This is a genomic window from Devosia sp. (genome assembly GCF_024707125.1).
GTDB lineage: Bacteria > Pseudomonadota > Alphaproteobacteria > Rhizobiales > Devosiaceae > Devosia.
This window is the reverse complement of record NZ_JANQAH010000009.1, coordinates 630,401-654,798: the sequence shown is the minus strand read 5'-3', so window position 1 is coordinate 654,798 and position 24,398 is coordinate 630,401. Positions and strand designations below refer to the sequence as shown.

Sequence of the window (24,398 nt, the reverse complement as noted above, 5' to 3'; positions counted from 1 at the left end):
AGGGCAGATCCCACAACCATTCCCATTGCTGCGACATCCCATGGACCACCGGGACAAGGCCGGTGGTGACGATGGTGGGTCAGATTCAGTTTCCATCCACGAAGTCATTCCCGCGAAAGCGGGAATCCCGGTTATTGAAACAGAGATTCCCGCTTTCGCGGGAATGACACCGAGTGGGTGGGGAGAGCGGTAGTTATTGCCGGAAGCCCCTACCCGCCCGCCATTCGAGCGTAGCTCTCATGGCCTTCTCACTTCAAATCGCTCCACCGGAGCGATTTGCCCTGCGGGACAGTTCGAAGCCTTACCAAAATATGACCTGTCACAGTCCTGATGTAATTTTCTATTCTTGACATGATCAAATTTTGGAATTTAGTATTCCATCCCAAGGTGCTCATGAGGGGGCATCGAGGGATTAGCGGAGGGCATCTTGGCTCGACTATCGCTGCGCGGCATCAAGAAGCGCTTCAAGACCACCGATGTGCTCCATGGCATCGACCTCGAAATCGGGGATCGCGAATTCGTCGTCTTCGTCGGCCCCTCGGGTTGCGGCAAGTCGACCCTGCTGCGCTTGATTGCCGGGCTCGATCCGATTTCGGATGGCGACTTTTTCCTCAATGACCAGCGCATGAACGATGTGCCGCCCTCGCGGCGCGGCATTGCCATGGTGTTTCAGTCCTATGCGCTCTATCCGCATATGGACGTCTACGAGAATATGGCCTTTGGCGCCCGGCTGATGGGGCTGACCAAGGACGAGGTCGAAAAGCGCATTGCCGATGCCGCGCGCATGTTGCGGCTCGATGCGCTTTTGAAGCGCAAGCCACGCGAGCTTTCGGGCGGCCAGCGCCAGCGCGTTGCCATCGGACGGGCACTGGTGCGCAAGCCCGATGTGTTTCTGCTCGATGAGCCGCTGTCGAACTTGGATGCGGCGCTGCGCAGCGATGTGCGTCTCGAAATTGCAAAACTGCACCGCGATATAGGCGGCACCATGATCTATGTGACCCATGATCAGGTCGAAGCCATGACGCTGGCCGACAAGATCGTGGTGATGAATGCCGGCCGCATCGAGCAGGTGGGGTCTCCCCGCGAACTCTATGAAACCCCGGCCAATACGTTTGTCGCGACCTTTATCGGGTCGCCGCGCATGACGCTGGTAGATGTGGCGCGGGATGGTGATCGCCTCGGCGTTGCCAATGGCGGTTCGGTCGCGACCGGCGCCCTGCCCGAGGCAAAGAACTTGAAGCTCGGGCTGCGGCCGGACGCGGTAAAACTGCATCGCGGCCAGAGCGGCGAGGGGCTGTCGGCCACGGTCGTCTATACCGAGTATCTGGGCGACAACGCCTATGTTTATGCGCGCCTCGCCGATGGCACGCTGCTCTCGGCGCGCACAACCCCAAATGATCTCTTTGCGCCTGATGAGGCTGTGACCGTGACGGTCGAGCCGGGATCCGCGCATTACTTTTCCGCCGAGGATGGCCGGCGGCTGACCCCCTAAAAAAGGGCCGGATCAAAACTATCCAGAAGTTTTCAAGGGAAGGGAACACAATGAAGACCAATCTGATCCGCATCGGCGCCGCACTCAGCGCCGTGCTCGTCGCAGCCCCGGCTTTTGCCCAGGAACTGACGTTCTGGAGCTGGCGCCAGGAAGACCGCGCTGCCTATGAAACGTTTATCGATACGTTCGAGGCAGCCAACCCGGGCATCACCGTCAAGTTCGAGACGTTTGAAGCGGCCAACTACAACACCATTCTGTCGACCGCCCTCGCCGGTGGCGTTGGCCCCGACGTGATGATGGTGCGTGCCTATGGCGGCATGGAAAACGTTGCTTCGGCCGGTTACCTCGAAGCGCTGACCACCGAAAGCGTGCCGGCTCTCGCCGATTTCGCTGCCCCGGCAATCGCCGCGGAAAGCATGCGCTCGGACGGCACCACCTATGCCGTGCCCTTCGCCAGCCAGACCCAGCTCGTGATCTACAACAAGGCCCTGTTCGACGCGAACGGCATTGCCGAGCCGCAGACCTGGGACGAGCTGAAGGCTGCGGCCCAGAAGCTCAAGGATGCCGGCGTCATCCCGTTTGCCAACGGCACCGCGACCGCCTGGCAGAATGAAACCGTCACCTTTGGCCTCGGCTCCTCGCTGATGGGCAAGGCGTTCTATGACGAGCTGATGGCCGGCACTGCCGATTTCACCGATGCCCGTTTCACCGGCGCGCTGGGTGAAGTGGCCGCCGTTGCCGCCGAGTACTTCCCGGACGGCTTTATCGGCCTCGACTACCCCTCGGCCCAGCAGCTGTTCTCCTCGGGCATGGCCGGCATGTTCATCGGCGGTTCCTATGAACTGGCGACGTTCAAGACGCAGAACCCGGATATCGAACTCGGCGTTTTCGCGGCTCCCGGCAAGACGGCGGAAGATGCCAAGCTCGTCGGCCTCTATTTCGACGGCGGCTATGCAGCCAATGCCGCCGGCGCCAATAAGGAAGCTTCGGTAAAGTTCCTGAATTACCTCGCGAGCCAGGAATTCGGCCAGGCTTTCGCCAATACGCTGAACAACATCTCGACCATTCCGGGCGTGACGTTCGACAACCCGCTGCTGGCTGAAGTCAACGACCTCAACAAGTCCTCGATCCCCTACCTGATGCTCGCCCACTTCCGTTATGGCGAACCCTCGGGCTCGGTGCTGATCCAGGGCGAAATGCAGAAGCTGTTTGCCGGCGAAACCGCTCCGGAAGCCATCGGTGAAGCCCTGACCACGGGCCTGGCCGCCTGGTACGAGCCGTTCAAGAAGTAAGGCGGATCTCCCTCCGCTGAGGGGGTGGGGCGTAGACCCCACCCTCATTCCCTCCCCACAAGGGGGGTGCGCCGGTGATTGTCTGAAGTCAGGCGTTCTAAATATCGGTTCCTGAGTCCCCCTCCTCCCCGTGGGGAGGGATCAAGGGTGGGGGTAAATTCCCACTCGCTCCATCGCAAAAGCGAGCCCTAAAAGTGCCCCAACTTCGGATGACAGGCCGCGGCCTCTGGATCACCGCGCTCATCGTGCCGCCACTGGCCTTTGTGGCTCTCTTTATCGTCTATCCCATTGTTTCGGCTTTCGCCTATGCCTTCTTCGATTGGCAGGGTCTCAAGCGGCTCGACTTTGTCGGCCTCGAAAATTTCCATACGGTGCTGTTCGTCGAGCCCTATCGCAGCTGGACGATAAATGCCTTCAAGAACAATGTCATCGTCTTCTTCGCGCTGATGGTGCTGCAGAACGGGCTGGGGTTCATCCTCGCCTATGCGCTCTGGCGCGAATTGCCCGGCGCGCGCTTTCACCGGATTGCGGTGTTTCTGCCGGTGGTGCTCTCCACCATCATCGTCGCCTATCTCTTCAAGCTCTTTTACCACCCGCTCTTTGGCGTCGTGAACATCACGCTCAAGGGGATCGGGCTTGGTTGGCTGGCGCAACCGTGGCTCGGGCAATCGGGCACGGCGCTCGGTAGCATCATCGTGGCGCAGGCCTGGCATATGGTTGGTTTTCCCACGCTCGTCTTCCTTGCCGGCATGCAGCGCATCCCGAGCGAAATTCTCGATGCCGTGCGCATGGAGACCGAGAGCGAGTGGGTGAAAATCACGAAAATCGTGTGGCCGCTGGTGGCGCCGAGCGCGACCATTGTGTTCACGCTGCTCTTTGTCGGCGCGTTCAACTGGTTTGAGCTGCCCTATATCATGGGCGGTCTCGATGGCTCGCCGTTTGGCTCGACCGACGTGCTGGGGCTTTATTTCTACCGCACGGCCTTTGGCAATGTGTCGGCCGGGCAGCAGGACTTTGGGCTCGGCTCGGCGCTGGCTGTGTTGATCTTCATCTTCATTGCGATCGTTGCGGGTGTCATCACCACGCGGCTGCGGGCCCGGGAGATCCAGCTATGAGTGCGGCTGCGACCAATTACTATGACCGCAAGGGCCTGTTCGCGACGCTGGGGCGCGACGGCATGCTGCAGATCATCCTGATCGCCAATACGGTGCTGATGCTGGCGCCGATCGTCATCATGGTGTTTTCAGCCTTCAAGACGACGCCGGAGATTTTCAAGTCGCCGTTTGGGCTTCCCGATTTCACGCAGGTGGCCAACTTCGTGAAAATCTGGAGCGAGACGAATTTTCTGCGCTATCTGCTGAATTCGTTCGTCGTGACCGGCGCTTCGATGGTGCTGATCCTGACGCTTGGGACCATGGCGGCCTATGCGCTGGGGCGCTATGCCTTTACCGGCTCCAGTTTCATCCTGATGTTCTTTTTGGCGGGGCTGACGCTGCCGCTAAAACTGGCGATCATTCCGCTGTTCATGCTGATGCGGGACCTGTCCATCCTCAACAATCAGCTCTCGCTGATCTTCGTCTATACGGCCATGGGCCTGCCAACGACCGTGTTCATCATGACCGGCTTTATCCGCAGCCTCCCCAATGAGCTGGAAGATGCCGCCCGAATGGATGGGGCGAGCGAGGCGCGGATCATGTGGGCGATCATGCTGCCGCTGGTGCGCCCGGCCATGGTGATTGCCGGCATCCAGAATGTCGTGCCGATCTGGAACGACTTCTTTTTCCCGCTGGTTTTCATCCAGAACGATAACCTGAAGACGCTGCCGCAGGGTCTGACGACCTTTATGGGCGAATATACCACCGACTGGGGCGTGCTGTTCTCGGGCTTGACCCTCTCGACCGCACCGATCATTCTCATCTATATCGTCTTGTCCAAGCAGTTCATTGCCGGCATGACTTCGGGAGCGGTGAAGTGAATCTTGCGCTGCCCAAAGGCCTGATCGTTTCCTGCCAGGCGCGGGCCGACAATCCGCTCCATGGCCCCGTGTTCATGGGCGCCACCGCGCTGGCGGCGCGCGATGGCGGAGCCAAGGGATTGCGGGCCAATGGGCCGGCAGATATTCGCGCCGTGAAGGGCGCGGACCTGCCGGTGATTGGCATTCACAAGGTGTTTTCGGACGAGTATCCGGTTTACATCACGCCCGATTTCGACGCTGCGGCGGCGATTGTCGAGGCGGGGGCGGAGATCGTGGCGCTCGATTGCACCATGCGGCCGCGCAATGGGGAAAGCCCGGAAGTGCTGGTGCGGCGCATTCGCGAGGAGCTGAAGGCGGAGGTTTTCGCTGACATTTCCACGTTTGAAGAGGGCGTTGCGGCGGCCGATTGGGGCGCGACTTATGTGGCGACGACGCTGTCGGGCTATACGGAATATACCGAGCCCAAGCCGGCGCATCCGGACCTCGACTTGCTGGAAAAGCTCGCTCAGCGGCTGAACGTTCCCGTGGTGGCCGAGGGCCGCTACAATACGCCCGAATGGGTGAAGCGCGGCTTTGAAGCCGGCGCTCACGCCGTTGTGGTGGGCACGATGATCACCAATCCGCGCGAAATCACCAAAATGTTCGTCAGGGATGGCGTGCCGGAATGACGGCCATGCATCTCGGGGTCGATGTCGGCGGCACGGCCAGCCGCTGGGTGGCTTGTGACGATTCCGGCGCTGTCTTGGCGCGCGGAAAGACATCGGGCGCAACGGGGCATCTGTTCAATCCGGTCGAGAAGGAACGGCTGCGCACAGCGCTCGGCGCTATTGCCGGTGACCTCAAGGCGCATGGGTTTTCGGCGAAATCGGCGACGACGGGGCTGACGGGATTTGGGGTCGGGGTTTCCGGATTGCTGCGTGAGCAGTTGGTCGAGTTTTTCGGCGTGGCGGCGGAAAGCTGCATTACCGTCGACGATATGACGCTGGCCTATGCCTCGATCTTCAAGCCGGGCGAAGGGCATCTGATCTCGGCGGGAACGGGGTCGATCGGGCTCCACATCGGCACAGGCGACGCTTATGTGCGCGTCGGTGGGCGGGGAATTCTCATCGATGATGCGGGGTCGGGGAGCTGGATTGCGCTCAAAGCGCTCGATACGCTGTTTCGGCGGCTGGACCATGATGGGTCGTTTACCGGCGTTGTCGTATTGGCGGACGAGATCGCCAAGCGACTGGGCAGTGTCGAATGGCATATGGTGCGCGAATTCGTCTATGGCGGCGATCGTGGGCGGATCGGGACGCTGTCGGTGGCCGTTGGGGCCGCGGCGGAGCGTGGCGATCTGATCGCGCGGGAGATTTTGGCTTCAGCCGGGCGCGAACTGGCGCTGATGGGTTCGGCGCTGACGGGGCGGGTTGGACAGAGGCCGATTGGGTTTGTCGGTGGCGTCTTGGCGCTGCCGGGGATTCGTCAGGCGATTGTCGAAGCGCTGGCGGGACACGAGGTGATTTTCCCCGAGGCCGATGCGGCGCTGGCAGCGGCGCGGATGCAGACGGATGTGTCGTCGGAATGGCGGGCGGCGCTGGCTGGGAATACGGGACTGGCTTGAGGGCCACGGCAACTTAGACTCTCACAGCGTCATTCCCGCGAAAGCGGGAATCTCCGTTTCAAGTGCAGGATTCCCGCTTTCGCGGGAATGACGCTGTGGGTGAGGCTAGTCTGGCAAGATGGATTGCCCGGACAAGCCGGGCAATGACGATGATTGCTGAGCCCAGTCCTATTTCTTCTTCATTGCAGCACTGAGTAGGGCACCAAAGGCGCCCTGATCGCCACCCTTGGGCTTCTGTTCCGGGCGCTGTTGTTGGGGGCGGCCGCCGGCGGGGCGGGTTTGTTCCGGGCGGATTTCGCGGGCCGAAGTGCCGCCGTCGCGGCGCATGGTGAGGCCGATGCGTTTGCGGGGGACGTCGACTTCGACAACCGTCACTTTTACGACGTCGCCTGCCTTCACGACCTCATGCGGGTCTTTGACGAACTTGTCGGCAAGTTGCGAAACGTGGACGAGGCCGTCCTGGTGCACGCCGATGTCGACGAAGGCGCCGAAGGCGGCGACATTTGTGACGGTGCCTTCGAGCTGCATGCCGGGTTTGAGGTGCTTGATGTCATCAACACCGTCGGCAAAGGTCGCCGTCTTGAAGGCGGGGCGCGGGTCGCGGCCGGGCTTTTCCAATTCGCCGATGATGTCGCGGACGGTGGGGAGACCAAAACGCTCGTCGACGAAGACGCGCGGGTCCAAGGTTTTCAGAGCGGAAGAGTCGCTCATCAGGGCGCGGACGTCGCGGCCGCAGGCGGCGACGATTTTTCTGGCAACGCCATAGGCTTCGGGGTGGACCGAGGAAGCGTCGAGCGGTTCGGTGCCGTTGGGGATGCGGAGGAAACCGGCGGCCTGCTCAAACGTGCGCTGACCGAGTCGGGCGACCGAGAGCAGGTCTTTTCGCGTCTTGAAGGGGCCATTGGCATCGCGATGGGCGACGATGGATTCGGCGATGGAGGCGCCGAGGCCGGAGACGCGGGCGAGGAGCGGCGCGGAGGCGGTGTTGAGATCGACGCCGACGGCGTTCACCGCGTCTTCCACCACGCCATCGAGCGATTTTGCCAAACGGTACTGATCGACGTCGTGCTGGTATTGGCCGACGCCGATGCTCTTAGGCTCGATCTTGACCAGTTCCGCAAGGGGGTCCTGCAGGCGGCGGGCGATGGAGACGGCGCCGCGCAAGGACACGTCGAGGCCGGGGAACTCGGCGGCGGCCAATTCGGAGGCGGAATAGACCGAGGCGCCGGCTTCGGAGACGATCACCTTGAGCGGCTTTGGCGCGGGCATGTGGGCCAGCATTTCGGCGACGAGTTTTTCGGTCTCGCGCGAGCCGGTGCCGTTGCCGATGGCGATCAGTTCGACATTGTGAGCGCGGATGAGTTTTGCCAGTTCGACCTGGGTGCCGGTGACGTCGTTGCGCGGCGGGAAGGGATAGACGGTCGAGGTGGCCAGCACTTTGCCGGTGCCGTCGACAATGGCGACCTTTACGCCGGTGCGGATGCCGGGATCGAGGCCCATGGTGGCGCGGGAGCCGGCGGGGGCGGCGAGCAGCAAGTCCTTCAAATTGCGGGCAAAGACGGTGATGGCCTCGTCGTCGGCGCGTTCGCGCAGGTCACGCATGAGATCGAGCGAGAGGTGCACATAGAGTTTGGTGCGCCAGGCCCAGCCGGCGACTTCGAGGAGCCACTTGTCGCCCGGAAGACTGCCGCCGATCTGGTAGGCCGAAGCCACCATGCGGACGGCGGGCTTTACCACCGAGGTGTCGTCGGCATCGACTTCGATATCGACGGAGAGGACTTCCTCGTTGCGGCCGCGCAGCATGGCGAGGGCGCGATGGCTGGGCGCCGTGGCCCAGCGCTCCGTGTGGTCAAAATAGTCGGAGAATTTTGCGCCGGCTTCCTGTTTGCCGTCGATGACTTTGGCGCGGAGGGTGGCGCGGTCCTTCATATAGGTGCGCAGGCGCCCGACGAGGTCGGCGTTTTCGGCCATCTGTTCGACGATGATATCGCGGGCGCCATCGAGGGCGGCTTTTACGTCGGGAATGTCGTCGTTGAGATAGGTGGCAGCGAGGTCGGCGGGGACGAGGCGACGATCGGCAAGGATGGCTTCGGCCAGGGGGCCGAGGCCGCGTTCGCGGGCGATTTCGGCCTTGGTGCGGCGCTTGGGCTTAAATGGCAAATAAATGTCTTCGAGCTCGGCCTTGGTGGGGGCGGCGGCGAGGGCGGCGGCGAGATCGGGAGTGAGCTTGCCCTGCTCGGTGATGGATTTCAGGATCGCGTCGCGGCGAGCGTCGAGTTCGCGGAGATAGCCGAGGCGCTCTTCGAGATTGCGGAGTTGGGTGTCATCAAGGCCGCCGGTCACTTCCTTGCGGTAGCGGGCGATGAAGGGGACGGTGGCGCCGCCATCGAGGAGTTCGATTGCCGCCTTGGCCTGATCGGGCTTGGCGCCGATTTCCTGGGCAATGCGGGTGGCAAGGTTTGGGGTGGGAAGCGCCATGGGTCAGCCAGTCTGGATTCGAGTTGGCGCGACCATAATGGGGATTTGGGCGAAAACCCAATCATGAGGGGGAGAGGGTGTGGAAAGGTGGCATCCGGGCCCGTCACCCTCGGGCTTGACCCGAGGGCTCTGTACTTGCCGCACGCCCGCTAAGTGAAGTGTCCTCGGGTCAAGCCCGAGGATGACGTGTGGTGGCTACACGCTCGACATTTCGCGCAGCAGCAGGGCTGGGCGGATGGAGAGGACGCGGAGGAGCGTCGTGGCGCCGAGGATGGCGGTCATGCCGACGAGGCCGGCGACGACGATGCCGATGGTGGCGGGATCGACTGCGAAGGCGACGTTGAGCAGCACCTGGGTGAGGAGCCAGGCCGTGAAAATCCCGGCGGGGATGGCGATCAGGGCGGCGAAGACGGCGAGGAGAAGGAACTGGATGAGCGCCGAAACGAGGATTTCGCTGCGCTTGGCGCCAAGCACCTTGTTGAGCACGGCGTCGGATTCGCGCTGGCGGCGACCGGCCGCGAGGCTGCCTATGAGGATGAGGAGGCCGTTGAGGACGGCGATGCCACCCACGGCTGCGACGGCGAGTGAGAGCTGGCTCAGGGCTTCGGTGATGCGGGTGAGCGTCGCGCCGATCTCGATGAATTTGATGTCGACATATTCACTGGCGAGGAAGCGTTGCACCTCTTCTTCGCGGCCGGGTTCGGCGGTGACGGCGGCGAGGATGGTCGAGGGGTACATGTCCAGGACGCCGGGGGAAAAGGCGACGAGGAAGTCGATGCCGCCCTGCCAGGCGTAGTCGCGGAAATTGCCCACGGTGGCGGTGACCGTCTCGCCGAAGATTTCGAAGGTGATTTCGTCGCCGATCTTGGCGCCAAGGCCCTGGCGCAGGTTCTGGTGCAGGGAGACGAGGGCGGGACCGGTATAGTCGGCGGGCCACCATTGGCCTTCGACAAGGCGCGAGGCTGGCGGGAGGACCGTGCGATAGGTCATGGGGATTTCGCCCGAGAGCAGGAAGGCGGCTTCCGGGCCGTTGGCGGCAAGGTTCTCGATGGGCTTGCCGGCAATGGTCACAACGGTGCCGCGCAGCATGGGCGTGGCGGTGACCAGGGCAATGCCGTGTTCGGGGCCGACAGAGGCTTCGAGCGTCTGCATTTCGTCGGGGAAGAGATCGGAGGCGACGAGGGTCGGAGCGTCGAAGACCGAAGCGCCGAGGAATTCGTTGCGGAGGTTGATGGCGAGGACCTGCACGACGACGAGGATCACCATGGCGAGGCCAACGGCGGTGACGACGGCCGAGGAATTGCGGGTGGTGCCGATGATGGCGCGGAGCGACTGGCGCAGCGGGCGCCAGCGGACCGCTGGGAGTTTTGCGAGGCCGATGAGGGCGAGGCGGCTGCCGAGCTGGAGGAGCACGGCGGCGCCGATGGCGGAGCCGGCAAAGGCGAGAACCAGAATGAGGTCGTTTGTGAGGACCACGGCCAGCCAGAAGAAAAGGAGCACGGCGATAGCCAAAGGCAGGAGCTCGCCTGACGCCAAAAATTTGCGCCAGTCGATGCGCGGGGCGCCGAGGCCTTTTGAGCGGAAGAGATTGGCCGGGGACACCATCTGCGCCTGGACGAGGGGCAGATAGGAAAAGGCGAAGGCGGTGAGGAGTCCGACGGCGCCGGCGACGAGAACGGCGAGCAGGTCGAGTTCCCTCGCGAGCGGAATGCCGATGGCTTCACCCACTGCGGGGAGAACGACGAGGCCGATGGTGACGCCCACGGCAATGCCGATGCCAACGCCCACGAGGCCGAGGGCGAGCACCTGGACGAGGAAGTGGACCAGCACGCGCCAGCGCGAAGCGCCGAGGCTGCGGAGCACGGCGATGACGCCGGAGCGCTCGCCGATATAGGCGGACATGACGCTCCAGACCGAGACGCCGCCGATGAGGAGCGAGCCGAGGCCCACGACCATCAGGAAGCCGGTGAAGAGTTCATAATAGCGCAGCATGGGGCCGAGGCCGTCGAGGGCGGAGCGGATTTCCCAGCCGGCATCGCCGAGTTCGGCGGTCAGCCGCTCGCGTTCGGCTTCGGTATCGCCGGAGGCGAGAAGAAGCTTGTAGCGGAAATTGGTGCCGAGGCCCGGAAGGGGCGAGGTGCGGTCGGAGACATGAGCAAACCCATCGGTGCTCAGCAGGGCCGAAAGGCCGAGGCGGAAACCGCGGACGGGGCCATCGGGGAGGCCGGTCAGGGTGCCGCGGACTTCGAAATCGGTGCCGCCGATGGAGATGGTGTCGCCCGTTGTGAGGCCGAGCTGGTCGAGCATGACCGGATCGACGAGGGCGCCGAACATGCCGTCGCGCTCTTCAAGGGCATTGAAGGGGGTGACCATGGCTTCGCTATCGCTGGTGCCGACGCCGCCGAGAAGGGGATAGCCGGGGCCAGCGGCGACGAGGTCGACAAAGGCTTCGCCCGTGAAGGATTCGGCGCCGAGATTGGTCTCGACGACGCTGGCGAGCGTGCCGGCCTGTTCGAGGATGGCGAGTTCGGTGGCGTTCGCCGCGCGATCGGAGCGGGTGAATTCGAGATCGCCGCCCATGAGCATGGCGGCGTTCTGGTCGACGGCGCGTGTGATGGCCGAGGAAACCGCAGAGACGCCGGCGATCAGCGCGGTGCCGACGGCGAGGCAGATGATGAGAAGGGAAAAGCGGGCCCAGTCGCCGGCCATTTCCTTGAGGCCGACACGGGCCGCGGCAAGCAAGGCACGCATCAACGGGCGCTCGTGGTTTCGGTCAGCTGACCCTGTTCCATGGTGAAGGTGCGGTCAGTGCGCTCGGCCAGGTGCGCGTCATGGGTGATCATGACGACGGCCGTGCCGTTTTGGCGGGCGAGGTTGAACATGAGTTCCACCACCACGGCGCCCGACTTCTGGTCGAGATTGCCGGTGGGCTCGTCGGCGAGCAGGAGGCGCGGTTTTGTCACCAGGGCGCGGGCGAGGCCGACACGCTGCTGTTCGCCACCGGAGAGGGCCGAGGGGCGGTGATCCAGACGCTTGCCGAGGCCGACGGCGTCGAGCGCGGCGGCGGCTTCCTTGCGCACATCGCTAAGCTTCATCTCGGGGCGAGCGATTTCGAGCGCGAGGCCGACATTGTCGAGGGCCGTCAGCGAGGGAATAAGATGAAAACTCTGGAAGACGATGCCGAGGGTCTGGCGGCGGAAGACGGCCATGGCGTCTTCGTCGAGTTTTGTGATGTCGGTGCCGCCGACCTGGATGCGACCGGCGCTGGCGCGTTCGAGGCCGGCGAGCAGCATCAGGAGCGAGGTCTTGCCGCTGCCCGAGGGGCCGACAATGGCCACCACTTCGGCCGGATTCACCGACAGATCGACACCGCGCAAAATGTTGAGCGGCTTGCCGGCGACTTCGACGCTATAATCGACCTTGCTGGCGATGATGATCGGGCTATTGGCCATGGGCGCCGCTTTCTTGGGATTAGCAGGAGCATCGGAAAGCGGGGACTGTTCAGGCGCGGACACGCTGCCTCCGGCGGTAGTGGTTTACGCGGTGTAAATGCCGCATCTTTGCTCGATCATATTAAACTGGCATTGTTGGATGAAGTATAAAGAAGTCATGCCCGGGGGGCGGACAATTATGACCAAGAGGATTTGACGTGGTGAAGGGTGGGAAGAGCGCCATTGGCGTGGCAATGATGCTGGTAGGGCTGGCCGCAGCGCCAGTGCTGGCGGGGCCGGGCGAGCAGGCGCTGCTGGCTTCCTATGTCGGCAATTGGCGCGGCGAGAGCATTTTGCAGGGCGGCGACAAGCCCGAGCCCTTCCGCTGCCGCCTGGCCGTAAGCCCCGGAAATTCCGGCAAAATCAACTATACCGGCCGCTGCACGCTGGTGAACATGAACCTGTCGGTTTCGGGCACCATCGCCTATGTCGATGCCAAGGGTCAGTATGAAGCCGTGATGACCTCCAATGCCGGCTTTTCGGGCATAGCGGTCGGCAAGCAGGGCGGCAACGAGATCGGCTTTGACCTCGTCGAGCGCCAGAAGGATCGCGGCGGCAATGACGTTGCCATCGGCTCGCGCATCTTCCTCGTGGGCGATTCGATTCGGGTGGATTTCCAGGTGGAATTCAACGATTCGGGGAAACTCCTCACCACCAGCGTGCCTTTCGCGCGCTGATCACAAGGTTTTGCCCGGCCCTTTGTTATGAGGGCCGGCAGATCGATCCCGAGGGATGGAACCGGAGCGCATAATTGCGCGCCGGTGCAATGCCGCTCTTGCAGGATAAAAACATGATGCAATGTGTCATGTTTTTATCACACGACGAAAGTCGAGCACGGTTTTTCGATTTTTTCTCGCTTTGCGCATCACGTCCCACTGGTGAAAACGCAAAAGCTCGCCTATCTTGCCATCGCTGCGCCGCAAATGCCGCGCACTCATACAGTCAACACTCGCAAGGAGAGGAATGACGATGACTACATCGCCGACCATTACCATCCATGCCCTGTGTTCGACCGTAGTAACCCGCCGCACTGACGCCAAACGCTGGCAAGGGTCCTGCTCGAAACGAATGTGATTCCGATCACGTTCACGGTGTGAAGACAGTCACACCACCGTCTCAGAGTTTCGATAAGACCCGCAGCGAAATGGCTCACCGGCGTGGACAGTTCCACCGCCCGTGTTTTCCCATTCGTCGCGCAAGTGGAGATTCCACCCATGCAGGAAAACAGTTTTTCTAAGGCCGAAACGCTCCGGCCAACCGTGATCGAAGTTGGCGGCGAGCCCCAGGGCGTCGTCGTGCCGGCAGAGGGCGGCTTCCGCTTCCTCGCCGTGAAGCTGCCGGCCTTCGTGGTCGACGGCCAGCATTTTGCCTCTGTCGAGATCGCCCATCGGGCGGTGCGCGAGGCCGTGCAGGGTTCTGCTGAAATCTAGGCGCGGTCGGCCCTGGCCGCGCCATCATATCTGCTCGTCCCGATGTCCCCGCGTGAGCGGGGATTTCTGTTTTTTGGGGCCCTGCCCTAGCCGCACTCGATTGTCACGCCGGCGCAGGCCGGGGCCTATCCTGAGATCTCAAGATGGGCCCCGGCCTGCGCCGGGGTGACAGCCGGTGGAAGTGGCGATCATCGTGCCAGCCTGTTTCAGAGCCCCCGCAGGCTGGGAAAAAGCTCCGGCCAATAGGCCAGCGGTTCGAGGACGACGAAGAGGTCGGCATCGATGGGCATGTCGGCCATCATCCGGCAGATGCCGAGGATCAGGTCTGAGGGCGAGGGATTGTCGGGCACGAGGCGCTCGAGGCGTCCTTCGAGGCTGTGCCTCAGGACACCTGCGCAAAGCTCTCCGTTGTGCACGAAGAGGAGAAGGGCCGTCTGGCCCGCCGGAATCTGGTCCGGCGTGACGCGCACATATCCCGGCATTTCCGCACCGCTTGGGTTTTGACCGTGACGCTGCGAAGAGGATCAGGCCCAGGCGGTTGGAACCGCCTTTCCGGCCCCGCGCGCAAAAATGCGGAGCCCCATACGGATTTTGACGGAGCAATCAGCCATCATTGCTCGAATTGAGCTCTTCGGGACGCTGGCCCTCTGCCAGGGGCGGATGGGGATCGAGCGCGCGCAGGACCGCATCGGCCAACGCCTCGACATCAATACGTAGAGCGCCCGCCTTGGCCTGACGCTGCAATTCGGCAGATATGGCCGCGGCGATGGCCGAGCGATGCGTTTCCCTAGCCGTTTCCATCGATGGACACTCCCTGCTCGTCGATCCGCACTTCAATGCCCGGTTGGGATTGCTGCTGCTGATAGGTATAGATCGCAAAGGCGACGACGGCCACGGCGAGCACGGCCACCAGGGCATAAAGTCCGTTTCGGCTCATGGAGAACTCCTGACGCTTGGATAGTCAATTTCCAACGCGACAGGAGGAAAAGGGTTCACTCTTCGGCGAGGGCACGAAGGGCCATGACGAAGGCGGTGACGCCGATGCCGACGGAGCTCGAATTGTCGATCATGACTGGGGAGACATCGGCCGGCAACGCGGCGCCCTCACGGGCGAGGCGGGCGGTGATCTGATCGCGGTTTTCGCGACCGCGCCGGGAGAGGCGCTCGGCACGCAGCGAGATTTCGGCGGTGATCATCACGACGCGGCAATTGGGATATTTGGCAATCGCCGTGGGCACGACATGGCGCGAAACATTGGCGACGACAATGCGGCCCAAAGCCAGATCGGTATCGACGCCGATGGGCAAGGCGTAGTTGAGGCCATGCGCCTCCCAGTGGAGTGCGAGGCGTCCATTGACCAGAGCCTCGGCGAATTCGTCGGGCTCGATGGAGAGATGATCTTCGAGATCGAGGTCGGTGGGACGGGTGACGAGGCGGCGCACGAAGCTGAAACGCTTGTCGGCATCGAGCGCCTGGCGGGCGCCTGTGATCAGCGTGTCCTTGCCGACACCCGAGGGGCCGATGACCAGAACCAGCACTCCGGGCGGACGATCGCTCAACTGACCCTGATCCCCTCTTTCCAGACGGCGCGTACGGCGGGCACGCGCGTCTCACCTGAAACTCGCACCAGATCGGCCCTCTTGCCAATGGCGATCTCGCCCCGGTCCACAAGACCGGCGGCTTCGGCCGGATTTTTGGTGACGGTGAGCAGGGCCTGCGGAAGGCTGACCTCCTGCAAGCGCTGGGGCAGGACGAAGACGGCCTGCAGCAGGGCGAAGGGGACGTAATCGGAACTGAGAATATCGAGAAGGCCGGCAGCGACGAGATCGCTGGCGGAAATGTTGCCCGAATGGGATTTGCCGCGGACGACGTTTGGCGCGCCCATCAGCACGGCCTGGCCGGCATCGTGGGCGGCGGCGGCGGCCTCAAGCGTCGTGGGGAATTCGGCGATGGAAACACCGTCTTCAGCGGCTTCTTCGACCTGCGCCAGGGTGGCGTCATCGTGGCTGGCGAGAGCCAGGCCCAGTTCGTGGGCGCGGGCGACGATGGCTTGGCGATTGGGGGCGGAATAGCGGTCGTGCTCGGCCTGGCGGGCTTCTATATAGGCCAGCATCTGCGCTTCGTTCTGGCCCATATGCTTGGCGTAAAAGCGCTTGTAGTCGTCGAGCGAACGGAACTGGCGCTGGCCGGGCGTGTGGTCCATGACCGAGGCGAGGCGCGTCTGGGAATGGTCGGCGAAAGCCTCAAAGTGTTCGACCACGTCATGGCTCGGCAATTCGCAGCGCAGGTGCAGAAAATGCTCTGCGCGCAGCCAGCCTTGCTCTGGGCCGGCACGGACGGCATCCACGAGATTTTTGGAATGCTCGAACATGCTGGGCAGGTCGACATCGGAACCGATGCGGACGGCATCGAAAACCGTGGTGATGCCGGAGCCGGAAATCTGCACGTCATGGGCGTGAAGCGCGGCCAGCGGATCCCAGAAGACGCCAGGGCGTGGGCGATAGTGGTTTTCGAGATGATCGGTGTGGAGTTCGACGAGGCCGGGGATCAGGTAGTCGCCGCCAAAGTCCTCGCCGGTTCGGGTGTTCTTGGTGTCGACATCAGCGATTTTTCCATCGCGCACAAGGACACTGCCGGTGACGACGTCATCGGCAAGGACCACGCGGGCATTGGAGAGAACGAGTTCGGACACGGTCAAGCTCCCAACTTGTAGTCTTCGAGGCGGCGGAAGGGGCGGCCGCTATCGGGCTCGTGGAACAGCACGAGACGATCGAAAAGGACCGGCTCGGCAATGTCGGGCGCAAACCATGATTCCAGGGCGGTGCTGATTTCGGCGCGCTCGGCTTCCGGCAGGCGATCGGTCAGCGTCATGTGGAAGCGGAATTCGTCGAAGACATAGGGGTAGCCGTAGGAATCGAGCAGTTCTTCCTGACGCGGGGAGAGGCCGCGGGCGGCGCGGGAGGCCCGGTCCTTGATGCTGAGCGGGGCGCGGAAGGGTTCAAATTCTTCCACCACATAGGCGGCAAAATCCTGCAGGGCCTCGTTGGGCTCGGCCGGGATGAGCGCGAGAAAACCATCGAGCGAGGCAATGCGCAGATGGCCCAAAACGAAAGGCGCCTGCTTGCGGGCAAAATCGGCGAGCGCGGTGCGCAGTTCCTCGATGCTCGCCCCTTCGGCCAGGGCCATGGGTGGCTTGATGGTTGCGTGGAAGGCGTAGCGATTGGCCGACTGGGTGAGATTGAGCAGGCGATTGCGCTCGATGCCGGCGACGGCGCCGTCGAAAAGCTGATTGGTCAGGGGATCGCGGCCAAGCCAGGCGGCGGCGCGGTCCCAGAGCGGACTATTGGCGGAGGGCGCGTAATAGATGGCGAATCGTTCGGTCATGAAAACTCCAGAAGCGTGCCGCTAGCGCCTCTATGTGTCTGCCTTTTGACATGACGGCAAGGCTGGACAAGGTGGGCGCCACTCTCCACAAAGACGGCGAGGAATTTTGGGGGTCGGAGGATGACCATGGACCGCGCGCTGCTGCAAACCCTGTTCGAGCTTGCCGTGGAGCGCGCCCAGCCGGCGCTGGCCGTTTCACGGCATTTGCCGCAGAAACCCAAGGGGCGCACGATTGTCATCGGGGCCGGCAAGGCTTCGGCGCAGATGGCGCGGGCTTTTGAAAAGGCCTGGCCGGGCGAGATCACCGGGCTCGTGGTCACCCGCTATGGCTATGGGGAAAAATGCGAGCGGATCGAGATTGTCGAGGCGGCGCATCCGGTGCCGGATGCGGCAGGGTTTGCGGCGGCAAACCGGCTCAAGGAGATCGTCAGCGGGCTGAGCGCGGATGATCTTGTGGTGGCGCTGATTTCGGGCGGCGGTTCGGCGCTGTTGCCGGCGCCGGCCGAGGGGCTGACGCTCGAAGACGAACAGGCGATCAATCGGGCGTTGTTGGCTTCGGGTGCGCCGATTGGCGTGATGAACCTCATTCGCAATCAGTTTTCGACCATCAAGGGCGGGCGGCTGGCGGCACTGGCGGCGCCGGCGCGGGTGGCGACGCTGGTTGTTTCGGATGTGCCGGGGGACGATCCGGCGCTGGTGGCCTCGGGGCCGACCATTTCGCTGGCGGGGACGCGGGCCGACGCACGAAAGTTTGCCGAGCTTTATCGGCTGGAGCTGCCGGAGGCGACGAAGAAGCTCTTGGCCAGTGATGAAAATCCGGCGCCGCGGGCGGATGATGCGCGGTTTGTCGGCAATTCGGTTGTGACCATTGCTTCGGCGGCGCTGTCGCTGACGGCGGCGGCTGAGGAGGCGCGGAAAAGGGGGATTGGGGCCTCTGTGCTGTCGGACTCCATCGAGGGCGAAGCGCGGGATGTGGCGCTGGTGCATGCGGCCATTGCCAAGGAAATTGCGCAGAGAAACCAGCCGTTTGAAAAGCCGGTGGTTTTGCTCTCGGGCGGGGAGACAACGGTGACCCTGCGCGGAAAAGGGCGCGGGGGGCGGAACGGGGAGTTTTTGCTCTCGCTCGCCATTGCGCTTGATGGCGTCGAAGGGGTGACTGCGCTGGCGGGGGATACGGACGGGATCGATGGGTCCGAGGACAATGCCGGGGCGTTTGTCGACGGCACCTCGGCGCGGCGGATGCGCGAGGCGGGGGTGGATCCGCTGGCAGCGCTTGCGAACAATGATGCCTATGGGGCGTTTGAGGCGATTGGGGATCTGTTTGTCACTGGGCCGACGGGGACGAATGTGAATGACTTTAGGGCGATTCTTATTCGTTAGCGCTCCGTCCAACACCGCGTCATCCCCGCGAAAGCGGGGATCTCGACATGGGCAGGGATTCCCGCTTTCGCGGGAATGACGCCGGGTGCAGACTGCATGCCTGTTGGGGTGAGGCGAACCGAGGAGGAGCCAGAGAATGGCAAAGGCACTTGGTATTGGCGGCTTTTTCTTTCGTGCGCGGGACAAGGTCCAGTTGGCGGCCTGGTATGAGCAGCATCTGGGCGTGACGGAGCTCTGGACCCAGGAGGGCGGCCTGACTGTCTTTGCCCCCTTCAAGGACACAACCGACTATTTTCCGCCCGACAAGCAGTGGATGATCAATTTTCGCGTCGATGATCTCGACGCGATGATGACGCAATTGCGGGCGGCTGACATCGCCGTCGAGACGCGGCCGGATGAGTGGGACACGCCCGAGACTGGTCGCTTCGCCCGAATTCATGATCCGGAAGGCAACCAGATCGAGTTGTGGGAGCCTCCGGCGCCACAGTCGGAATAAAAATCATACTTTTGTTGCGAAAGGGCCTTGGCAGGCGGGGGAGAGGTTTGCTCTAACGTGCCGCAAACCGGCTCGGGAGATGGATATGGCCAAGCGCAAAATTGCGGTGATCGGTGTGGGCAAGATCGCCGTGGACCAGCACCTGCCGGTGATCGACGCCTCGGATGATTTTGAGCTGGCAGCGACGGTTTCGACGCGCGGCGTGGGCCACGGCTCGGTGCCGGTGTTCAAGACGCCAGGCGAGCTCTATGCCGCCATGCCCGAAGTTGGTCTCGTTTCCATCTGCACGCCGCCGGGCATTCGCCACACCTACGTTCGCGAGGCGCTCGACGCCGGCAAGGACGTGATGATGGAAAAGCCGCCGACGACGACGATTTCCGAACTCGACGACCTGATCGCGCATGCCAAGCGCCTTGATCGGGTGCTGTATCAGACCTGGCACAGCCAGTTTAACGCGGCGGTCGATCGGGCCAAGGCGATCCTGGCGGACGAAGGCGTTACCTCGGCGCGCATCGATTGGCGCGAAAGCGTGCGCAAGTGGCATCCGGGCCAGGACTGGGTGTGGGAACCCGGTGGGTTCGGCGTCTGCGATCCCGGCATCAATGCCTTTTCGATCTTCACCAAGGTCATGCCGTTCCCGGTTTTTGTCGAAAGCTCAAAACTGACTTTTCCGGCCAATCGGCAGACGCCGGTTGATGCCGATATCGTCTTCAAATCGAGCCAGGCGCATAAGCCCAAGCTCTCCTGCGGGTTCAACTGGCTCGAAGAGTCAGGGGAAATCTGGACCATCCGTTTTGAGACGGGCAAGGGTAACGAGCTCAAGCTTGAGAATGGCGGGCGGAAGCTCGTGGTGAATGGCCAGACGGTTCTCGAGCACGGCGATCTCGAATATTCCGCCATGTATGACCGGTTTGCCGATCTGCTCGACCAGCACCGGAGCGATGTCGACGCGGCGCCGCTGCGCTTGATGTCGGATGTGTTTTTGCTCGGGGCCCGGATCAATGGGCCGGAGTTTGAGTGGTAGGTCGCTCGGTGTCATTCCCGCGAAAGCGGGAATCCCGGCTTTGAAACAGAGATCCCCGCTTTCGCGGGGATGACACGGTGGGTTGGGATGGACAGAGACCAGCCTAAACCCCCTCCAATATCCGCTCGTGGTCCAGTTCCAGACACGTCGACAGATGCGCGCGAGCGTCTTCGGCATTGCCGGCTTCGATGGCCAGGATGACTTTTTCCAGCCCTGCGGCGCTCGCCTCGCAATAGGCGCTGACCGTGCTGGCGTTGCGCGTCAGAGCCACGGCCAGCAACAGTTCAACGACACCGACGACGCCCCTAAGCAGCGTGTTCTGCGAGCTTTCGGCGATCAGGCTGTGGACTTCGAGGCACGCCAGGCCGAACTGTTCGATACTGTCGCCTGAGGTGGCGGCCTGATGCAGCCAGTATTTCATCAGGCGGACGTGTTCGGCCGTGCGATGGCGCGCGGCGCCGGTGACGGCGGGCAGTTCGAGGGCGGCGCGGACTTCGAAGAGGTTTTCGTAAAAGCGCCGGTCCGGCGGGGCGTGAAAATGCCAGGCGAGGACCTGGCTGTCGAAAAAATTCCAGCGGCTTTTGGGGGAGACGCGGGTGCCGACCTTGGGGCGGGCTTCGACGAGGCCCTTGGCTTCGAGGGTTTTGACGGCCTCGCGCAAAACCGTGCGGGAGACGCCGTAGGTTTCCATCATGACGGCATCGCTGGCCAAAACGGAGCCGACCGGGAACTCACCGCTGACGATGGCCCGGCCGATTTCGTTGATCACGAAACTATGGAAATTGCGCGCAGCGTGCCGGCCCGAAAGGGACCGGATAAGGCTGCCAGCTTCGATCATGGTGCGGTCTTGCCTTAGGCCTTTTGGGCTTTTTCTCCAGGTGCGGACGCAACGAATATCAGGCGCTGCAGCACGATGAACAGGAACAATAGAATGCCGATGACGATTTTCGTCCACCAGCTCGAAAGCGTGCCATCGAAGATGATGTAGGTCTGGACGAGACCCAGGAGCATCACGCCGATGAAGGTGCCGAGGACGAAGCCATAGCCACCGGTAAGGAGGGTGCCGCCGATGACAACGGCACTGATGGCGTCGAGCTCGACGCCGACCGCGGCCAGCGGATAGCCGGCGGAGGTATAGAGGGAAAAGACGATTCCTGAAATGGCGGCGAGGACGGAAGAGAGCGTGTAGATGGCGACGGTGGTGCGCGCCACGGGGACGCCCATGAGCGAGGCGGAAACCGGGTTGCCGCCGAGGGCATAGACATAAGAGCCGAACTTGGTCCGGTGGGCGATGAGCGCGCCGATGACGAAGATGGCGACCATGGTGAGGCCAATGAAACTCAGGCGTCCGCCGCCGGGGAGGCGAATGGTGAGGTCGGAAATCCAGTCATAGAATTCGTGATTGATCGGCACGGAATCGCGGGTGATGACCGAGGCACCGCCGCGGGCAAGGAACATGCCGGCTAGGGTGACAATGAAGGCAGGCACCTGCAGATAGTGGATGGCGAGGCCCATGGTGGCGCCGAAGGCGCCGGCCACGAGAATGGCGATGGCAAAGGCCGGGACGGGATGCATCCCGGCCCAGGTGATGAGCACGGCAACGAGCACACCGGTAAAGCCGATCACCGCGCCGACCGAGAGATCGATGCCGCCGGACAAAATGACAAAGGTCATGCCGACGGCGGCGATGCCCAAAAAGGCATTGTCGGTGAGGAAATTGCCGAGGACCCGCGTGGAAAACATCGATGGGAACTGCATGACCGCCAGGGCATAGGCGATGGCAAAGATCAGCGCCGTGGCGAGGAGCGGGCGAAGGGAGCGGTTCATTTCGCTGATACCTTGGCGACGGGTTTTATGCGGGGCGGCGCGAGGCGGCTCGCCAGGGGCGACTGGATGACGAGGACGATGAAGATCAGCCCGGCTTTTACGATCAGATTGAATTCGGGCGGGAAGCCCGAGACCAGGATGCCGGTATTCATCGCCTGGATGATGAGCGCGCCGACGACGGCCAGAGGCACGGAGAAGCGGCCGCCGAGGAGCGAGGTGCCGCCGATGACCACGGCGAGGATGGCGTCGAGTTCGAGCCAGAGGCCGGCATTGTTGGCATCGGCGCCGCGGATGTCACCGGCAACGATGATGCCGGCAATGGCGGCGCAGAGGCCGGAGAGGGAATAGACGAGGAGCAGCAGCATGCGGCTGCGGATGCCGGCAAGGCTGGCTGCGGCGCGATTGACGCCGACGGCTTCGATGAAGAGGCCGATGGCGGTGCGACGGACGACGAGGGTCACGATGACCATCAGCACCAGCGCAATGACGGCGGCCATGGGGAAGCCGAGGAAGGAGCCGGTGCCGATATAGATGAGCAGGGGATCGTTGAAGGTGACGATAAACCCTTCGGTGATGAGCTGGGCGATGCCGCGGCCGGCGACCATGAGCACCAGCGTGGCGATGATCGGCTGGATATCGAGCACGGCGACCAGGATGCCGTTCCAGAGGCCGCAGAGGAGGCCGACGACGAGCGCGGCGACAACGGCGATGGGTGCGGGATAGCCGGCGACGACCATGGTGGCAGCGACGGCGCCGGCTACGGCCATGACGGCGCCAACCGAGAGATCGACGCCCTTGGTGGCGATGACGCCGACCATGCCGACCGCGAGGATGGCGACGGGGGCGCCGCGATTGAGCACGTCAATCAACGAACCGAAGAAGCGACCGTCCTGCCAGGTGACGCGGAAGAAATTGGGGAACAGCAGCCAATTGATCAGCAGCACGCCGATGAGGGCGAGGAGCTGGGGATTGGCGAGTTTGAGGAGCGAGCGGCGGATCATGCCTGCGCTCCGTCTTTGTGATTGGCGATGGCCTGCACGATGACCCCGGGATTGATGTTTTCGCCATTGAGCTCGGCGACCAGTTCGCGATCGCGCATGACGACGATGCGCGAGGAATAGGCGACGACCTCGTCTAGCTCGGAGGAGATGACGACCAGCGCCAGACCCTCATCACGCAGGCGATTGATGGTGCGGACGATTTCGGCATGGGCGCCGACATCGATGCCGCGGGTGGGCTCGTCGAGAATGAGGAAAGCGGGATCGGTGGCGAGCCAGCGCGAAAGAATGACCTTTTGCTGATTGCCGCCCGAGAGCAGTTTTACCGGCATATCGAGCGAGGCGGCGCGGATATCCATGGCCTCGCCGAAGCGGCCGGCGATTTCCATCTGCTCGTCGCGATTGAGCGCGCTGAACCAGCCGAGCTTTCCCTGCAGCGCGATGACGATGTTTTCACGCACGGAGAGATCGCCAAAAATGCCTTCGGCCTTGCGGTCCTCGGGGCAGAAACCAAAGCCGTGGCCGATGGCGTCGGTGGGGCGGGCGATGGAGGTCTGGGTACCGGCGACAGAGACCGTGCCTTCGTCGGCCGCGTCGGCTCCGAACATGATGCGGGCCATTTCGGTGCGGCCGGAGCCGAGGAGGCCGGCGACGCCAACGACTTCGCCCTTGTGGATGGTGAGGTTGAAGGGGTGGACGCTGCGCTTGCGGCCATAATTTTTGAAATCGAGGAGCACATCGCCGAGCGGGCGGTTCTCTTCGAGCTTTGTCGCGCCTGAGAAGGCGATGTCCTTGCCGAGCATAAGGCGGACGACATCGGTGCGCGTCAGGGAGTCGAGGGTTTTGGTGTCGATCAGTTTGCCATTGCGCAGGATGGTTACGCGATCGGCGATGGCAAAAACCTGGTCGAGGAAATGGGTGATGAAGACGACGGCCAGGCCGGTTTTCTTCAGGTCCGCGATGATTTCGAAGAGGCGTTCTACCTCATTGCGGTCAAGCGATGCGGTCGGTTCGTCGAGGATTAGAACCTTGCCCGAGAGTTCGACGGCACGGGCGATGGCGACGATTTGCTGGACGGCGACGGAATGGGCGCCGAGTTCGCTCGATGGGTCGATATTAAGGCCATAACGCGCAAGAACGGCGATGGAATCGCGCTCCATCTTGCGCCGGTCGACGAGGCCGAAACGGGTCGGCTGGTGGCCGAGATAAAGGTTTTCGGCGACGGAGCGGTTGGGCAGGAGGTTGACCTCCTGGTAGACCGTGCCGATGCCATAGGTCTGGGCGTGCTGGGGATTGTTGAGGGTGACCGGGACGCCCTCGGTCAGGACTTCGCCGCCATCGGGCTGATAGGCGCCGGTGAGGATCTTGATCAGCGTCGACTTGCCGGCGCCGTTTTCGCCGAGGAGCGCATGGACCTCGCCGGGCTTTAAGCCAAAATCGACCTTGTCGAGCGCTACGTGGTTGCCAAAGATCTTGACGATCCCGCGCGCTTCAAGCGCGTAGCCGGTCTCCGCCATTGCCCCTCCCC

The 24,398-nt window shown here is 62.9% G+C and carries 25 protein-coding genes; 11 read left to right on the top strand and 14 right to left on the bottom strand.

Going from position 1 to position 24,398, the window contains the following annotated elements:
- Positions 1-427: 427 nt before the first annotated feature.
- The 6 genes from NVV77_RS13315 (at position 428) to NVV77_RS13290 (ending at position 6,362) form a co-directional block, all read left to right on the top strand.
- On the top strand, positions 428-1,492 hold the full coding sequence (locus NVV77_RS13315) for an ABC transporter ATP-binding protein (protein ID WP_295414046.1): 1,065 nt from the start codon (positions 428-430) through the stop codon (positions 1,490-1,492).
- 50 nt (positions 1,493-1,542) lie between these two features.
- The gene (locus NVV77_RS13310) at positions 1,543-2,784 is read left to right on the top strand and encodes an extracellular solute-binding protein (protein ID WP_295414044.1); all 1,242 of its coding nucleotides are present in this window, start codon (positions 1,543-1,545) and stop codon (positions 2,782-2,784) included.
- 194 nt (positions 2,785-2,978) lie between these two features.
- On the top strand, positions 2,979-3,899 hold the full coding sequence (locus NVV77_RS13305; protein ID WP_295414041.1) for a carbohydrate ABC transporter permease: 921 nt from the start codon (positions 2,979-2,981) through the stop codon (positions 3,897-3,899).
- Positions 3,896-4,759: a carbohydrate ABC transporter permease gene (locus tag NVV77_RS13300; protein WP_295414039.1), complete on the top strand. Its 864-nt coding sequence runs from the start codon at positions 3,896-3,898 to the stop codon at positions 4,757-4,759. Before NVV77_RS13305 ends, NVV77_RS13300 begins: the two co-directional genes overlap by 4 nt.
- A complete protein-coding gene (locus NVV77_RS13295; RefSeq protein ID WP_295414036.1) occupies positions 4,756-5,427 on the top strand; it encodes an N-acetylmannosamine-6-phosphate 2-epimerase in 672 nt (223 codons plus the stop codon). The genes NVV77_RS13300 and NVV77_RS13295 overlap by 4 nt, the downstream gene beginning before the upstream one ends.
- Positions 5,424-6,362: an N-acetylglucosamine kinase gene (locus NVV77_RS13290; protein WP_295414035.1), complete on the top strand. Its 939-nt coding sequence runs from the start codon at positions 5,424-5,426 to the stop codon at positions 6,360-6,362. The genes NVV77_RS13295 and NVV77_RS13290 overlap by 4 nt, the downstream gene beginning before the upstream one ends.
- 168 nt (positions 6,363-6,530) lie before the next feature.
- Here the strand turns inward: NVV77_RS13290 and NVV77_RS13285 are convergent, their stop codons facing one another.
- The 3 genes from NVV77_RS13285 to NVV77_RS13275 all read right to left on the bottom strand — a co-directional run bounded on the left by NVV77_RS13285 (position 6,531) and on the right by NVV77_RS13275 (position 12,355).
- Positions 6,531-8,840, bottom strand: a complete 2,310-nt coding sequence (locus NVV77_RS13285; protein ID WP_295414032.1) for a Tex family protein — start codon at positions 8,838-8,840, stop codon at positions 6,531-6,533.
- Positions 8,841-9,035: 195 nt separating this feature from the next.
- Positions 9,036-11,591: an FtsX-like permease family protein gene (locus NVV77_RS13280; RefSeq protein ID WP_295414030.1), complete on the bottom strand. Its 2,556-nt coding sequence runs from the start codon at positions 11,589-11,591 to the stop codon at positions 9,036-9,038.
- Positions 11,591-12,355, bottom strand: a complete 765-nt coding sequence (locus tag NVV77_RS13275) for an ABC transporter ATP-binding protein (protein ID WP_295414028.1) — start codon at positions 12,353-12,355, stop codon at positions 11,591-11,593. Before NVV77_RS13275 ends, NVV77_RS13280 begins: the two co-directional genes overlap by 1 nt.
- A gap of 137 nt (positions 12,356-12,492) precedes the next feature.
- Between NVV77_RS13275 and NVV77_RS13270 the strand changes: the two genes are divergently transcribed.
- Positions 12,493-13,008: a hypothetical protein gene (locus NVV77_RS13270; RefSeq protein WP_295414025.1), complete on the top strand. Its 516-nt coding sequence runs from the start codon at positions 12,493-12,495 to the stop codon at positions 13,006-13,008.
- 126 nt (positions 13,009-13,134) lie between these two features.
- Here NVV77_RS13270 and NVV77_RS13265 read toward each other — a convergent pair whose 3' ends face one another.
- Positions 13,135-13,326 (bottom strand): hypothetical protein, encoded by a 192-nt coding sequence (locus NVV77_RS13265; protein WP_295414022.1) that lies wholly within the window; start codon positions 13,324-13,326, stop codon positions 13,135-13,137.
- A gap of 219 nt (positions 13,327-13,545) precedes the next feature.
- On the opposite strand from NVV77_RS13265, the gene NVV77_RS13260 reads away from it, so the two are divergent.
- The gene (locus NVV77_RS13260) at positions 13,546-13,761 is read left to right on the top strand and encodes a hypothetical protein (RefSeq protein WP_295414020.1); all 216 of its coding nucleotides are present in this window, start codon (positions 13,546-13,548) and stop codon (positions 13,759-13,761) included.
- Positions 13,762-13,967: 206 nt separating this feature from the next.
- On the opposite strand, the gene NVV77_RS13255 is transcribed toward NVV77_RS13260, so the two are convergent.
- The 6 genes from NVV77_RS13255 to NVV77_RS13230 all read right to left on the bottom strand — a co-directional run bounded on the left by NVV77_RS13255 (position 13,968) and on the right by NVV77_RS13230 (position 17,145).
- Positions 13,968-14,243: a hypothetical protein gene (locus NVV77_RS13255; protein ID WP_295414018.1), complete on the bottom strand. Its 276-nt coding sequence runs from the start codon at positions 14,241-14,243 to the stop codon at positions 13,968-13,970.
- A gap of 121 nt (positions 14,244-14,364) precedes the next feature.
- On the bottom strand, positions 14,365-14,562 hold the full coding sequence (locus tag NVV77_RS13250; RefSeq protein ID WP_295414016.1) for a hypothetical protein: 198 nt from the start codon (positions 14,560-14,562) through the stop codon (positions 14,365-14,367).
- Positions 14,549-14,698 carry a hypothetical protein gene (locus tag NVV77_RS13245; RefSeq protein ID WP_035079779.1) on the bottom strand — a complete coding sequence of 50 codons (150 nt, stop codon included), beginning with the start codon at positions 14,696-14,698 and terminating at the stop codon, positions 14,549-14,551. The genes NVV77_RS13250 and NVV77_RS13245 overlap by 14 nt, the downstream gene beginning before the upstream one ends.
- A gap of 55 nt (positions 14,699-14,753) precedes the next feature.
- Positions 14,754-15,320 (bottom strand): phosphonate metabolism protein/1,5-bisphosphokinase (PRPP-forming) PhnN, encoded by a 567-nt coding sequence (phnN, locus tag NVV77_RS13240; protein ID WP_295414012.1) that lies wholly within the window; start codon positions 15,318-15,320, stop codon positions 14,754-14,756.
- Positions 15,317-16,453 (bottom strand): alpha-D-ribose 1-methylphosphonate 5-triphosphate diphosphatase, encoded by a 1,137-nt coding sequence (locus tag NVV77_RS13235; RefSeq protein WP_295414010.1) that lies wholly within the window; start codon positions 16,451-16,453, stop codon positions 15,317-15,319. The genes phnN and NVV77_RS13235 overlap by 4 nt, the downstream gene beginning before the upstream one ends.
- A gap of 2 nt (positions 16,454-16,455) precedes the next feature.
- Positions 16,456-17,145, bottom strand: coding sequence for a DUF1045 domain-containing protein (locus NVV77_RS13230; RefSeq protein WP_295414008.1), 690 nt, complete (start codon positions 17,143-17,145; stop codon positions 16,456-16,458).
- A gap of 120 nt (positions 17,146-17,265) precedes the next feature.
- On the opposite strand from NVV77_RS13230, the gene NVV77_RS13225 reads away from it, so the two are divergent.
- The 3 genes from NVV77_RS13225 to NVV77_RS13215 all read left to right on the top strand — a co-directional run bounded on the left by NVV77_RS13225 (position 17,266) and on the right by NVV77_RS13215 (position 20,045).
- Complete coding sequence (locus tag NVV77_RS13225) at positions 17,266-18,525, top strand: glycerate kinase (protein ID WP_295414005.1); 1,260 nt, start codon at positions 17,266-17,268, stop codon at positions 18,523-18,525.
- A 136-nt stretch (positions 18,526-18,661) separates the two neighbouring features.
- Positions 18,662-19,021: a VOC family protein gene (locus NVV77_RS13220; RefSeq protein ID WP_295414002.1), complete on the top strand. Its 360-nt coding sequence runs from the start codon at positions 18,662-18,664 to the stop codon at positions 19,019-19,021.
- A gap of 85 nt (positions 19,022-19,106) precedes the next feature.
- Positions 19,107-20,045: a Gfo/Idh/MocA family oxidoreductase gene (locus NVV77_RS13215; protein ID WP_295413999.1), complete on the top strand. Its 939-nt coding sequence runs from the start codon at positions 19,107-19,109 to the stop codon at positions 20,043-20,045.
- A 103-nt stretch (positions 20,046-20,148) separates the two neighbouring features.
- Here the strand turns inward: NVV77_RS13215 and NVV77_RS13210 are convergent, their stop codons facing one another.
- Genes NVV77_RS13210 through NVV77_RS13195 form a run of 4 tightly spaced genes read right to left on the bottom strand, consistent with a single transcriptional unit; the run spans position 20,149 to position 24,387 of the window.
- On the bottom strand, positions 20,149-20,883 hold the full coding sequence (locus NVV77_RS13210; protein WP_295413997.1) for a FadR/GntR family transcriptional regulator: 735 nt from the start codon (positions 20,881-20,883) through the stop codon (positions 20,149-20,151).
- 14 nt (positions 20,884-20,897) lie between these two features.
- Positions 20,898-21,872 (bottom strand): galactofuranose ABC transporter, permease protein YjfF, encoded by a 975-nt coding sequence (gene yjfF / locus NVV77_RS13205; RefSeq protein WP_295413995.1) that lies wholly within the window; start codon positions 21,870-21,872, stop codon positions 20,898-20,900.
- Entirely contained in the window at positions 21,869-22,873 is a 1,005-nt protein-coding gene (locus NVV77_RS13200) for an ABC transporter permease (protein WP_295413992.1), read from the bottom strand. The genes yjfF and NVV77_RS13200 overlap by 4 nt, the downstream gene beginning before the upstream one ends.
- A complete protein-coding gene (locus NVV77_RS13195; protein ID WP_295413989.1) occupies positions 22,870-24,387 on the bottom strand; it encodes a sugar ABC transporter ATP-binding protein in 1,518 nt (505 codons plus the stop codon). The genes NVV77_RS13200 and NVV77_RS13195 overlap by 4 nt, the downstream gene beginning before the upstream one ends.
- Between the last annotated feature and the right edge of the window lie 11 nt (positions 24,388-24,398).